This window comes from uncultured Polaribacter sp. (assembly GCF_947503875.1).
GTDB lineage: Bacteria > Bacteroidota > Bacteroidia > Flavobacteriales > Flavobacteriaceae > Polaribacter.
In genome coordinates this window covers 1-13,931 of sequence record NZ_CANNFH010000006.1, presented here as the reverse complement: position 1 = coordinate 13,931, position 13,931 = coordinate 1, and the positions used below count along the sequence as shown (strand labels likewise).

Here is a 13,931-nt window from a genome sequence, read left to right as displayed (position 1 = left end):
ATGAATTGTTTATTAACGGGTGGTGCAGGAATTGTTGGAAGTCATATTATTTTTGAGTGGATACACAAAGCACTGGTAGAAAAAACAATAAATCACTTATATGTTGTTATAAGAAATGGAGAAAAATCTGCAAAAGAACGTTTGCTAGCCATTTTACAAGACGCTTCTAGGCCCAATTTTTTAAATCAATTTAGCTTAGAAAACTGTTTGGAAAAAATTACACCTATAGCAGAAGATTTAACTACAATTCAAAAAAATACTTTAGAAAAATATAATTTTAATACAGTAATACATTGTGCTGGCTCTACAAATTTAGCAAGCACTGCAGATTCTAAAAATACAGTTCATTCTCAAAATTTTCTAGTAACCAAGCAACTTTTAGAACAATTACCAAATAGTGTAAATCGGTTTATTTACATAAGCACAGCATTCTCATTTGGTATACAAAACACTAAAGTGAACGATACCATTTCTAATTATAAAGCAGAAAAATTTAGAAATCCGTACGAAAAATCTAAGTACGAAAGTGAGCGTTTTGTGCAAAAAATGTGCGCACAAAAAAACATACAATCTCAAATTTTAAGACCTAGCATTATTTGTGGTCGTTTAATAGACAAACCGTTTTTTGAAACTCCTAAGTTTGATGTTTTTTATGCTTGGGCGATATTTCTCGATAAATATGCTAACAAATCCATAGATAATTTCAGAATTTGGATTGATAAGAAAAGTGGTTTAAATATTGTACCTGTAGATTTTGTGGCTAAAGCTATTTTGCATGCTTTTCTAGATCCTTCTATTAAGGAATTGAATATTGTAAATCCTAAACAGATATTACACAAACATTACATAGGTAAGGTTTTAGAGTATTTTAATATGAATTCTTATGAATATGTAAATGAAAAACCTAGTAACTTAAATTCTTTCGAGCAATTGTACTATAAAACGATTGGTACAATTTTCGAAAATTATATTTCTATACCAGATTTACAGTTTAAATCTGATCAAATTTTAAAATTAATACATCAATTACAACTAGACATTACCTTAGGTGTGCATGATAATTTTATGAACTTGATTCACTTTTCTGCAGAAAAAAAGTTTAAGAAAAGTTATTAAACCAAATACATTAAGTTGGATTCTTTAACGCAAATAGTATTAGGTGCTGCAGTTGGTGAAGCTGTTTTAGGCAAAAAAATAGGTAACAAAGCCATGTTATATGGTGCAATTGCTGGTACTATACCAGATTTAGATATTGTTGCTACACTTTTTACAGATACTGTAACTGCTTTAGAAATTCATAGAGGTTTTACACATTCTACCTTTTTTTCTGTTGTATTTGCACCCGTTTTTGCATTTATTGTCTCTACATATGAGAAATACAAAAATTTAAAAGATTGGTCTTGGCTGTTCTTTTGGGCTTTTATTACACACCCAATTTTAGATGCACAAACCACTTGGGGTACACAATTATTTTGGCCTTTAGATTTGCGCTTGGCTTTTAAAAATGTGTTTGTTATAGACCCGCTTTATACATTACCATTTCTGATATGTTTAGTGCTGGCGCTTTCTAAAAAAAGAGGCCATAAAAAAAGACGATTTTACAATAACTTAGGTTTACTACTTAGCAGTAGTTATTTAGTAATTACAATATTTTTAAAAAGTATTGCTTTTACTAATTTTGAAAACGAATTAAAAAATCAGCACATAACTTATCAAGAATTAGAAACAAAACCTAGTCCGTTAAATACCATTTTATGGACTGCCAATGTAAAAACAGAAGATGCTTTTCTTATAGGAAATACTTCTTTTTTTGATACAAAACCTATTCAGTTTTCAGAATATAAAAAAAACCATCATTTATTAGGCAATTTAAAAAATCACCCTAAAACACAAAGAATGATTGCTATTTCTAAAGGTTGGTTTACCATCAATAAAAAAAATGATACACTTTATTTTAACGATTTACGATTTGGCACTTTAAGTTTAGCATCAAATGCAACCAATTTTGTCTTCAAGTATAAAATTACAGTAGATAAAAATGGAATTCCATTTTTTACGGAAGAAAAAAAAGCAAAAAGAGATGGTAAAAAACTAATTAAAGAGCTTTGGGCCAGAATTAAAGGAAACTAAAAACAGTCAATTTATATTTTGATAAATCCTAAAAATTAAATTTTACAAATCGCTAAGTAATTCATTTTTAGCACTATTATAACAGTAATCTTTTTTATTGAAAAAAATGGTTGCAGATGTTAAAAAACATTTTATATTTGCAACTCTTTACCACGCGAAAGTAGCTCAGTTGGTAGAGCGTCAGCCTTCCAAGCTGAATGTCGCCAGTTCGAACCTGGTCTTTCGCTCAAAGACTTTATCAAAATGATAAGGTCTTTTTTTATGCAATAATTTTAAGAAAATAAATAAACTAAGGTGAGAAGTTTATATCGAGCGCAGACGAGATAAACTTGGTCTTTCGCTCAAAGACTTTATCAGCAATGATAAAGTCTTTTTTTATGCAACAATTTTAAGAAAATAAATAAACTAAGGTGAGAAGTTTATATCGAGCGCAGACGAGATAAACCTGGTCTTTCGCTCAAAGACTTTATCAAAATGATAAGGTCTTTTTTTATACAATAATTTTAAGAAAATAAATAAACTAAGGTGAGAAGTTTATATCGAGCACAGACGAGATAAACCTGGTCTTTCGCTCAAAGACTTTATTAGAAATAATAAAGTCTTTTTTTATGCATTTGAGTTTACTAAAAGTGTAATTTTAAATTAGCTATTCATCATTAAAAACAAAATAAAAAAATAACAAAAATTAGATTATTATCGATTATAGGTCTCTAAGTTTATCGCCAAATAAAATCACTAAAACTATAGGAACTGCTAACAAAACGACCAATAAAGTGTTGGTGGTAAACAAAATTGGATTAAAAATCAACGTTAGAATAAAGCCACCTATTGCCCCTCCTAAATGCGCAGAATGCCCAATATTTCCCAATTGTTTCTTCATACCATAAATAGAATACAACAAATAACCAACACCAAAAATATAACCAGGAATTGGTATCGGTATAAAAAACAAATACAAACTCATATCTGGATATAATAATATAGAAGCATAAATAATACCAGAAACGGCGCCAGAAGCACCAACAGCAGAATAATAAGATTCTTTTTTGTGATAGTTTAAAGAATATAAATTACCCGCCAATAAGCTTCCAAAGTAAATAAGGAAAAAGTATGGCATACCTAAGCTATTGGCTACAATACCACCAAATAAGTACAATGCATACATATTAAAGCCTAAATGAATCCAGTCTACGTGCAAAAAACCAGAGGTAATCATTCTTATTTTATCCCCAGATAAGATACTACTTACCTGAAATTTGTACTTGTTTAAAAAAGGATAATCTTTAAAACCTTTCATTGAAACCAGAACATTGGCCACAATTATTATTAAAACTGCTTGATTTATAGTGCCTATCATATTACAAACATACTAAAAACCTAGTGGTAAAAAAGCGAACAATTTAAATTTATATACGATATTTGCAAAACACAAAATACATTATGCAATTTTTAGCTTTTGCCTTTACTTACCCTTTAATATGGTTGCTTTCAAGGTTACCTTTATCATTATTATATGTAATTTCAGATGGTTTTTACTTTTTAATCTATCATGTTTTTGGTTATAGAAAACAAGTGGTTTTAGATAATCTAAAATTGGCATTTCCCGAAAAATCAGATTCAGAATTAATAAATATTAGAAAAAAATTCTTTAAACATTTTACCGATTTAATTGTAGAAAGCGTTAAGTATTTTTCTATTTCTGAAAAACAAATTAGAGCCAGATACAAATTTAATAACCCAGAATTAGTAGATAAATATGGTAAACAAGGTAAAAGTATAATTATAGTTGGTGCACACCAGGCAAATTGGGAATGGTCTACAAGCATGCCTTTAGCATTAGAAACTACTATTTTAGGTGCTTATACAAGAATTGCAAATAAATACTACGAAAAAGCTATTAAAAAAAGCAGAAAAAGGTTTGGTATAGATGGTTATAAAACCTCACAAACTGTTAAAAACATTACTAAAAATAAAATAAACAAAATAACTGCTGCTTATATCTTGTTAAGCGATCAATCGCCACAATTACACAAAACATTTTATTGGAGTAATTTTTTAAACGTAAAAGTACCCATACACACTGGCGCAGAAATGTTAGCCAAAAAATTTGATTTTGTAGTAATTAATTATGTAGCAAAAAAAGTAAAAAGAGGCTATTATGAAATTGATTTTGAGTTAATTACAGAAACACCAAAAGACTATAAAGACTACGAAATCACTGAAAAGTATTTAAAAATTACAGAGAAAAACATACTTGCACAACCCGAATTTTACCTTTGGTCTCATAAGAGATTTAAGCATAAAGATAGATTTGCAGAGTGGCAAAAAATTAAACCGCAAACCAAGAAGTAACTAAATCTTTTTCTAAGGGTTTTACAGTTTTATGCACAAAATCATTTTTAATAGCATCATATTTATAGTCTTTAGACCAATCTGCTATATTTTCTGATAATTCTTTAAGAGCATTGCATATAAAACTTAACTCTGCTGTGGTAATTGTAGGATGCAAAGACAAACGTACCCAACCTGGTTTTTCTGTAGTACAACCTTGTAAAATTTGGTCTTTAATTTTGTTTGAGGTTTCTTGATTTACATTGAGTAAAAAATGACCATAAGTACCAGCACAAGAGCAGCCACCTCTAGTTTGTATTCCAAAACGATCATTTAAAAGTTTTACTACCAGATTAAAGTGATATTTTTCAAAGTAAAAAGAAAAAATAGAAAGTCTATTGGTAGAATTTGGAGCTAAAATTTGCACACCTTTTAAACTTTCTAAGGTTTTAAAAACAACTTTATTAATTTCGTTTTCTCTATTTTTAATATGTACTGTGCCCATTTGCTCTTTTACTTGCACTGCTAAAGCAATCTTTATCGTTTGTAAAAAAGCTGGTGTACCTCCATCTTCCCTAGTTTCTACATCATCAAAATAATCATGTTGTCCCCAAGGATTTGTATAACTTACAGTACCACCACCAGGATTATCTGGCACCGTATTTTTATATAAACTTTTATTAAAAATTAAAACTCCTGAGCTTCCAGGACCACCCAAAAATTTATGCGGTGAAAAAAAGATAGCATCTAAGCGTTCATCTTCATTTTCTGGATGCATGTTTATATGAACATATGGCGCACAACAAGCAAAATCTACAAAACATAAACCATTATAGCTATGTATTAATTTGGCTACTTTATGATAAGGTGTTTTTATACCGGTTACATTAGAGCAAGAGGTAATAGAAACTATTTTTATTTTTCTATGTTGATGTTCTTTTATGCAATCCTCAAAAATTTGCAAACAAATTAAACCTTCTTCATTACAAGGCACAACTACAACATCTGCAATAGTTTCTAGCCAAGATGTTTGGTTAGAATGATGTTCCATATGCGATATAAAAACAATAGGTTTAATATCTTCTGGAATAGTAGTATGATTTTTTAAGTTTTCTGAAACTTTTAAACCTAAAATTCTTTGAAATTTATTGACAACTCCTGTCATACCAGAACCAGATGTTATTAAAACATCATTATCATTTGCATTTACATGACGTTTTATAATTTTTCTAGCTTCATGATACGCTAAAGTCATAGCAGCACCAGAAGTAGAAGTTTCTGTATGTGTGTTGGCAACAAAAGGCCCAAATTTATGCAGTAATTTATCTTCTATAGGTCTATATAAACGTCCACTTGCAGTCCAATCTGCGTAAACTAACTTTTGTTCTCCATAAGGAGAAACAAAAGTTTGGTCTATACCTACTATATTTTTTCTAAACTGACTAAAATACTGCTCTAAATTCATCACATATTGTTTAAATTATGGCTTTAATTTCTTTTATAAAACGTTCTGCCAACGCATCTGCTTTTTCTTGAGATTTTGCTTCTGTATAAATTCTAATAATCGGTTCTGTATTCGATTTTCTTAGGTGAATCCATTCCTCTGCAAAATCTATTTTTACACCGTCAATTGTATTTACATTCTCAGTTGCATATTTATTTGCCATAGTTTCTAAAACTGCATCAACGTTAATTTCTGGAGTCAATTTCATTTTCTCTTTACTCATAAAGTAACTTGGGTAACTATCTCTAAGTGTTTTACAAGATACTTTTTTATGCGCTAAATGCGATAAAAACAAAGCAACACCCACCAAAGAATCTCGTCCATAGTGAGAAGCTGGGTAAATAATACCTCCATTTCCTTCTCCACCAATAACAGTATTGGTTTCTTTCATTTTAATTACTACGTTTACTTCACCTACTGCAGATGCTGTATATGTTCCACCATGTTTTTCGGTTACATCTCTTAATGCTCTTGAAGATGATAAATTAGAAACAGTATTTCCACCACCTAATCTACCTAAAACATAATCTGCACAAGCAACTAAAGTATATTCTTCGCCAAACATAGAACCGTCTTCAGATATTAAAGCCAATCTATCTACATCTGGATCTACAACAATACCAAAATCTGCTTTTTCTTTTACAACCAATTCAGAAATATCTGTTAAATGTTCTTTTAATGGCTCTGGATTATGAGGAAATTGTCCATTTGGAGTACAATACAACTCTATACATTCTACATTTAATTCTTTTAACAAGGCAGGTATAAAAATACCTCCTGTAGAATTTACGCCATCTACAACCACTTTAAAGTTGGCTTTTTTAATGGCTTCAACATCTACTAATTCTAAATTTAGAACTTCATCTATATGTTTTTGCAAATAAGTATTGTCTTTGGTATACGTTCCTAAATCGTCTACGTCTGCAAACTCAAAATCTTCGTTTTCTGCTAATGCTAATATTTGTTCTCCTTCTGCTCCGTTTAAAAATTCTCCTTTTTCGTTTAGTAGTTTTAAGGCATTCCACTGTTTTGGATTGTGTGATGCTGTTAAAATAATACCTCCGTCTGCTTTTTCTAAAGGAACAGCAACTTCTACAGTTGGTGTGGTTGATAAACCTAAATCTATCACATTAATACCCAAACCAACTAATGTATTGGCAACTAAACTAGAAATCATTTTACCAGAAATACGGGCGTCTCTTCCAATAACAACTGTAATGCGATCTTTATTTGGATTTCTACTCTTGATAAAAGCACCATAAGCCGATGCAAATTTAACGGCATCTATTGGTGTTAAATTATCGGCAGTTTTACCACCTATGGTTCCTCTAATTCCTGATATTGATTTTATTAATGTCATTAAATATTATCTTTTTTCGATTGATTCTAACAAAGATAATTCTATTAAATGAGAAGTAAAAATGGTTAAAATAGAATACATAAAAAAACTCATAAACATTAAAGTCTATAAGTATTTTATATTAAGAAAAGTTATCGAGCTTCTAATCTAATGCATCTACTATAGCATTGATATTTGAGGCATAACAAACTCTAACACCTTTTTGAACAAAACCAACTTTTCTAGGAGTCATGGCAAAAAACACTTGTTCCTTTTCATCACCAGCTGTATCTACTAAGGCTTTTTCAATACAACTTTTTCCACTACAAGTAGTACAGGTTGCTGTTTCATTATAAAATCCTGATGAATGTACTTTTTGTAAAGCTATACCCTTTTCTTTACTGGCAATCTTTATCAAAGATTCCATATTATTTATAGAATAAAAAGTTTTACCATTCTTAATTTTAAATAAGAATATTAAATCTTTATCCATCTTCGCAATCTCATCAAAATTACTATCGATAAAACGTTTGAAATTCTGTTTTTCAAGAAGTTTTTCTTCTCCAAAACCAAAATTAATATTTAGTTTTAAATCTGATAAATCTAAGGCTCCCATTTCTAAGTTTGTGGGAATTTGTTTATTATTTGATTCACAGCGAATGAATATCACCAGAGAAAATAATACTAATAGACTGATAATATATTTATTTTTCATATTTAGATTTTTAATTCATAATTCAATAACACATTTTTTTCTGTAAGTTTTAAAATAATGTAGGCAATTTTTAAAATATTGTTTTTGCTAGCAATTTTTAACTAATAGTGATCAGTTTGTACTTAAAGACAATTAAATGTACTAAAAAAATATCACGTAACCTTTACACAAATTAATCAAATTTTAAACCTAGATATTATTTAATTATAAAATACTTACTGAATATAACTTTTTACAAAATATAATTTAATTATGATTTATTGGGAATAATAGCTATTTGTTGGCAAATACGCGCGTTAGGGATTGAAGCGTTTGTTTGAGCTCTTGGACTGCAAGGACAAAGCGAGTGCGTAAAGCCCGACCACACTTTTTCTGTGTGGTAACGCCCAAATTAGTTGCTAAAAAAATTAAAATCACTCTAAGAATATAGAAAATTTAAAACAATAGTTTCTACTTGATTTAGAGATGCTGAAACGAGTTCAGCACAAAGAAAAACCCGATACAAAAATGTATCGGGTTTTAAAATATATTAAGAAAAATAAGGAATTATTTACCTTCTTCCATTTTCTTTTTTAAGGCAGCTAAACCACCAATATCTCCTAATGTAGTTTTTTCTACATCTGCAGATTTCTTAGCAGCAGCTTTAATATTTCTCTTTTCTTCTTCTCTAAAGATAGAAGTATGAGAAACTACAACTCTTCTGTATTCTTTAGAAAATTCTGTAACAATAAATTCTACAGTATCTCCTTTAGCTAACTTAGAACCGTCTTCTTTTTCTAAGAAACGTGTTGGTGCAAAACCTTCTACTCCATCAGAAAGTGTTACAACAGCTCCTTTATCATTCTTGTCTTTAATAGTACCAGTGTGTGTAGAACCTATTGCAAACGTAGCTTCATGTAAATCCCAAGGATTGTCTTGAGTTTGCTTATGACCTAAGTTTAATTTTCTGTTCTCTACATCTAATTCTAATACTTGTACTTCTAATTTATCGCCAACAGTTACAAAGTCTGATGGGTGCTTAATTTTCTTAGTCCAAGAAAGGTCTGAAATGTATACTAAACCGTCTATACCTTCTTCTAACTCTACAAAAACACCAAAGTTTGTGTAATTTCTTACAGTACCTGTGTGTGTAGATGCAATTGGGTATTTAGTTGTAATATCTGTCCAAGGATCTGGGTGTAATTGCTTCATACCAAGAGACATTTTACGGTCTTCTCTGTCTAAAGTTAATACTTGCGCCTCTACTTTATCGCCAACTTTTACAAAGTCTTGTGCAGAACGTAAGTGTGTAGACCAAGACATTTCAGAAACGTGAATTAACCCTTCTACTCCTTGTTCTACTTCTACAAATGCACCATAATCTGCAATTACTACTACTTCTCCAGTAACTTTATCGCCAACTTTTAATTCGTTGTCTAAAGCTTCCCAAGGATGTGCAGATAATTGTTTTAAACCTAACTGTATTCTAGATTTGTTATCATCAAAATCTAAAATTACAACGTTTAATTTCTGGTCTAATTCTACAACCTCATTAGGATGATTAATTCTAGACCAAGATAAATCTGTAATATGTACTAAACCATCTACACCACCTAAATCTACAAACACACCATAAGAAGTAATATTTTTAACAATACCTTCTAATACTTGTCCTTTTTCTAATTGGCCAATGATTTCTTTTTTCTGTAATTCAATATCTGCTTCAATAAGCGCTTTATGAGAAACTACAACGTTTTTAAATTCGTGGTTTATTTTTACAACCTTAAATTCCATTGTTTTTTCTACATACTGATCGTAATCTCTAATTGGCTTCACATCAATTTGAGATCCTGGTAAAAATGCTTCAATTCCAAAAACATCTACAATCATACCACCTCTTGTTCTGCACTTAACAAACCCATTAACTACTTCTCCAGTTTCATGTGCATTGTTAACTCTTTCCCAAGCTTTAATTACTCTTGCTTTTTTGTGAGATAATACTAACTGACCAGAAGAATCTTCTCTCTTGTCAACCAATACTTCTACTTTGTCTCCTTCTGCTAAACCTTGGTTGTAACGGAATTCGTTTAAAGAAATAACTCCTTCAGATTTTGAGTTAATGTCTATAATTGCATCTCTATCTGTAATTCTAATTACAGTTCCTTCAATTACATCACGCTCGTTTACAAACCCTACAGTTCCTTCTAAAGCTTTTTCAAACTCAACTAATTTTTGCTCATCAACTTCATCAATACCTTCTTCGTATCTGTGCCAATTGAAATCTGCTAAAAATTGTTTTGGATCTACAGCAGGAGTTGCTGTTTCTTGTACTTCAGTAGCAGCTACTTGCTCTTCAGTGTTTTTTGTTTCTTCAGACATGTGTCTAAATTAATTTTGTATCTTATTGTTTTACAGATTTTTAACGATTAAAACGCAAAGAGATGTTTTTATAAATAATTGTTTTTTTGCTCCTTCTACAAATCTGTTCTCGTAAAAAGGAGTGCAAATTTACAAAAATCATTTGATTTTTAACTACTTACAAGTATTTTATTTACTGTAATAGTATTTATATTTGCATTTGATAATCAGAATATTATGAGAAAACTACAAAATTTATGCTTTCTATTTTTAATAGTAATCAGTTTTGCCTGCAAGCAAGAAGCTAAATCTACCGTTAATTTTTACAAATCGCACGAAAAAAGTAGACAAAATCTACCTTTTTCAGATGCTGTACAAGTAGATAATGTATTCTTTTTAACTGGTCAAATTGGCAAAAACCATAAAACTGGTAAATTAGTTACTGGTGGCACTGCAGCTGAAACCAAACAAGCATTAGAAAATATTAAAGCTGTTTTAAAACAACATAATTTAACACTAAATAATGTGGTAAAATGCACAGTTATACTTTCTAATATTGATGATTTCTCTAAAATGAACAAAATTTATCGTACTTTTTTTACTGATAATTTACCTGCAAGAACTACATTTGCAGCCGATTTAGTAGGCAATGCTAAAATTGAAATTGAAGTAATTGCTGCCAAAAAGTAAAACATGGATAAAAAAACACAAGATTTAGTAGATAAAGGTATTATGCTACCTCTAATGGAAGAGTTTTACACCATACAAGGTGAAGGTTCTCATACAGGAACTGCCGCTTACTTTATACGTGTTGGAGGTTGTGATGTGGGTTGCCATTGGTGCGATGTTAAAGAAAGTTGGAATGCCGATTTGCACCCACCAACTTTAGCAGACACCATTATAAACAACGTTAAAAAACATGCAAATACAGTAGTTATTACAGGTGGTGAACCCTTAATGTGGTCTATGGATTACATTACAGAAAATCTACAAAAAAATAATATAAAAACTCATATAGAAACCTCTGGCGCATATTCTTTTTCTGGAAAATGGGATTGGTTTTGTCTTTCACCAAAGAAAACAAAATTGCCTTTGGCCGAAGTTTATCCAGAAGCAGATGAGCTAAAAATGATTATTCATAACAAATCAGATTTTGACTTTGCAGAAGAACAAGCTGCTAAAGTATCAGAAAAATGCCAACTTTTTTTACAACCAGAATGGTCTAAAAAAGAAAAAATGACCGAAGAAATTGTAGATTATGTGATGAAAAACCCAAAATGGAAAATTTCTTTACAAACGCATAAGTATTTAAATATCCCTTAGTGTTGCAATTTTAGTAAAAACAAGAATTTATTTTTTTTGAAGCTATTTCACGCTTTACACTATATCTTTTTATTATTGCTGAAATTATAAATCTACTAAAATAATATTAACAAATAACTTTTAAAAAACGATACTGAGTTAAAATAAGTAATAAAAAGGATGCCGTTTCAATCGCGGCTAGACTCGCTTGCAAACAATTAGTTTTGAGCTATCTTTTGATCTACCAAGCTACACATTCTTTCAAATTGCTCAGCAATACCCATATCAGAATTATCAAATTCAATTGCATCCTCAGCCTTTAATAATGGTGAATCTTCTCTTGTAGAGTCAATTCTATCACGCTCTTGAACATTAAATAAAATATCATCAAAAGAAACCTTATCACCTCTATCAAGTAATTCTTTGTAACGCCTTGTTGCTCTTTTATCCGCAGAAGCCGTCATAAATAATTTTAATTCTGCATTCGGAAAAACTACAGTTCCAATATCTCTTCCATCCATTACAACACCACCTTTTTCTCCAAATCTCTGTTGTTCTAAAACTAATTTCTTTCGAACTTCAGAAATGGTGGCCACTTTGCTAACCAATTTAGATACTGCTAACGTTCTTATTTCTTTTTCCACATTTTCTCCATTCAAAAACATTTCAGCATAACCTAAATCACTATTAAATATAAATTCCAAAGAAATGTTTTCAAGCTGTTTAACTAAATCTTCCTTTTTAAGAAAATCAATAGTTACCAAATTATTTTGCATTGCAAATAAAGTAACAGCTCTATACATAGCACCAGTGTCTACATATACATAATTATACTTTTTTGCAATTAATTTTGCTATTGTACTCTTTCCTGTAGATGAAAATCCATCAATAGCAATAGTTATATTCTCCATAATCAAAATCTCTTACTATCTAAATCTATTTCTAAACTAAATGTACTCACATTAGTAGCAGAATGAAATCTAGAATTTGCAAAATTAAACTTAAAACGGTTCATTTTAATACCAAAACCAAAAGAAATACCACTAAAGCTTCGTGCATTTTGTAATTTTAATTCAGCAGCTCTCCTAAAATTGTATCCTAACCTTAAATTTATTAAACTTTCCGGAAATAACTCTGCACCAATAACAAAATGTCTTATTGCATTTCCTAGAAAACCAACTTCTCCTTCTGTAATATTACCTTCTAAATCAATTATTTGATCAGAGGGATTAGCAACAGAAATATCCCATTGCTGTAAATTATCAATTGTAGCATACCATTTTAAAGGCACATATTCCAATTGATAACTCCCTCCTAAAGCAATTTCTAAAGGTAATTTTTCAATAACTCCATTAAAAGATCGCAATTGTGTACCTATATTTCTTGCAACCAATGTAAAAGTGTATGGTTTGTATTCACTTCTATACATTAGTGCTAAATCTAAAGCCAATCCAAAAGAACTAAACGTATTAATATTAGAAGAAATAAATTTAATATTCGTACCAAAATAAAAATTAGTATTTGGCACATTATATCCGTAGCCAATTGCAACAGCAATGTCCTTTGCTCCAAAATCTCCTGTTTCGTTACCGTCTTCATCTGCTCCTATGAGGTTACCATAATCCAAATAAGTAATGTTTGCATAAATAGTACCAAATCTTCTAGAAAGTTCAGTTGCATAAGCCAAAGAACCTATGTTTATATCAGCCAAATAGTTAGAATAATTAACACCAATTTTACGGTCTAAGCTGTTATCAACTGTAGCAGGATTCCAAATAGGCTGATTAATATCATTTGTTGTATTAAAAATATCTCCACCTAATGCAATTTGTCTGGCAGATGTAGGAACATTCAAAAACTGGTAAACAGACTGCCCACCAACTTGAGAATACCCAAAAAAAGAGCAAAAAATAAAAAGTATAAATAGTAAGTGCTTCATAAAAATGCCTAAAACTACATCTATTATAATAACGTAAAAATAGTTCAATATTATAAAATAAATGAATATATCTTATTTAAAATAAGCTTTAAATCAATTTTATTTTTGAAAAGTGTCAGTTCAAATTTGAAAAAAATCGTATGAAACGTAAAAAATCTCAAAACAATTTAACTTAGAAAATTTAAATTATTCATTGTACTTTAAATTATGGTATTTTCTAGTTTTATGTAGGTTTTTGTAATTTTTATTTAGCTTTAGTGTAAAAAAAAAGTCTCAATTCATAAGAATTGAGACTTTAGTTTAAGAAAGGCGGCGACCTACTCTCCCACATAAA

Annotated in this window: 12 protein-coding genes and 1 tRNA gene; 6 read left to right on the top strand and 7 right to left on the bottom strand. The window is 30.0% G+C overall.

Going from position 1 to position 13,931, the window contains the following annotated elements:
* The 3 genes from Q0684_RS10725 (at position 1) to Q0684_RS10715 (ending at position 2,357) form a co-directional block, all read left to right on the top strand.
* On the top strand, positions 1-1,116 hold the full coding sequence (locus tag Q0684_RS10725; RefSeq protein WP_299016455.1) for an SDR family oxidoreductase: 1,116 nt from the start codon (positions 1-3) through the stop codon (positions 1,114-1,116).
* A 15-nt stretch (positions 1,117-1,131) separates the two neighbouring features.
* Positions 1,132-2,130, top strand: coding sequence for a metal-dependent hydrolase (locus Q0684_RS10720; RefSeq protein ID WP_299016453.1), 999 nt, complete (start codon positions 1,132-1,134; stop codon positions 2,128-2,130).
* 154 nt (positions 2,131-2,284) lie between these two features.
* Positions 2,285-2,357, top strand: a tRNA-Gly gene (locus Q0684_RS10715).
* A gap of 473 nt (positions 2,358-2,830) precedes the next feature.
* Here Q0684_RS10715 and Q0684_RS10710 read toward each other — a convergent pair.
* Positions 2,831-3,487 (bottom strand): rhomboid family intramembrane serine protease, encoded by a 657-nt coding sequence (locus Q0684_RS10710; protein WP_299016451.1) that lies wholly within the window; start codon positions 3,485-3,487, stop codon positions 2,831-2,833.
* Positions 3,488-3,570: 83 nt separating this feature from the next.
* Between Q0684_RS10710 and Q0684_RS10705 the strand changes: the two genes are divergently transcribed.
* A complete protein-coding gene (locus Q0684_RS10705; protein ID WP_299016449.1) occupies positions 3,571-4,482 on the top strand; it encodes a lysophospholipid acyltransferase family protein in 912 nt (303 codons plus the stop codon).
* Here Q0684_RS10705 and Q0684_RS10700 read toward each other — a convergent pair.
* The 4 genes from Q0684_RS10700 to rpsA all read right to left on the bottom strand — a co-directional run bounded on the left by Q0684_RS10700 (position 4,460) and on the right by rpsA (position 10,377).
* Positions 4,460-5,926 carry an aminotransferase class V-fold PLP-dependent enzyme gene (locus Q0684_RS10700; protein WP_299016447.1) on the bottom strand — a complete coding sequence of 489 codons (1,467 nt, stop codon included), beginning with the start codon at positions 5,924-5,926 and terminating at the stop codon, positions 4,460-4,462. The two genes, Q0684_RS10705 and Q0684_RS10700, sit on opposite strands and share 23 nt — an antisense overlap.
* A 10-nt stretch (positions 5,927-5,936) precedes the next feature.
* Positions 5,937-7,325, bottom strand: a complete 1,389-nt coding sequence (glmM, locus tag Q0684_RS10695; RefSeq protein ID WP_299016445.1) for a phosphoglucosamine mutase — start codon at positions 7,323-7,325, stop codon at positions 5,937-5,939.
* Between the two features lie 142 nt (positions 7,326-7,467).
* Positions 7,468-8,019 carry a hypothetical protein gene (locus Q0684_RS10690; protein ID WP_299016444.1) on the bottom strand — a complete coding sequence of 184 codons (552 nt, stop codon included), beginning with the start codon at positions 8,017-8,019 and terminating at the stop codon, positions 7,468-7,470.
* Positions 8,020-8,565: 546 nt separating this feature from the next.
* The gene (rpsA, locus tag Q0684_RS10685; protein WP_299016442.1) at positions 8,566-10,377 is read right to left on the bottom strand and encodes a 30S ribosomal protein S1; all 1,812 of its coding nucleotides are present in this window, start codon (positions 10,375-10,377) and stop codon (positions 8,566-8,568) included.
* A 216-nt stretch (positions 10,378-10,593) separates the two neighbouring features.
* On the opposite strand from rpsA, the gene Q0684_RS10680 reads away from it, so the two are divergent.
* On the top strand, positions 10,594-11,046 hold the full coding sequence (locus Q0684_RS10680; protein ID WP_299016440.1) for a Rid family detoxifying hydrolase: 453 nt from the start codon (positions 10,594-10,596) through the stop codon (positions 11,044-11,046).
* 3 nt (positions 11,047-11,049) lie between these two features.
* Positions 11,050-11,679, top strand: a complete 630-nt coding sequence (locus tag Q0684_RS10675) for a 7-carboxy-7-deazaguanine synthase QueE (protein ID WP_299016439.1) — start codon at positions 11,050-11,052, stop codon at positions 11,677-11,679.
* Positions 11,680-11,876: 197 nt separating this feature from the next.
* Here the strand turns inward: Q0684_RS10675 and cmk are convergent, their stop codons facing one another.
* Positions 11,877-12,569 carry a (d)CMP kinase gene (gene cmk, locus Q0684_RS10670; RefSeq protein WP_299016437.1) on the bottom strand — a complete coding sequence of 231 codons (693 nt, stop codon included), beginning with the start codon at positions 12,567-12,569 and terminating at the stop codon, positions 11,877-11,879.
* Between the two features lie 2 nt (positions 12,570-12,571).
* Entirely contained in the window at positions 12,572-13,645 is a 1,074-nt protein-coding gene (gene porQ, locus Q0684_RS10665) for a type IX secretion system protein PorQ (protein WP_299016435.1), read from the bottom strand.
* Between the last annotated feature and the right edge of the window lie 286 nt (positions 13,646-13,931).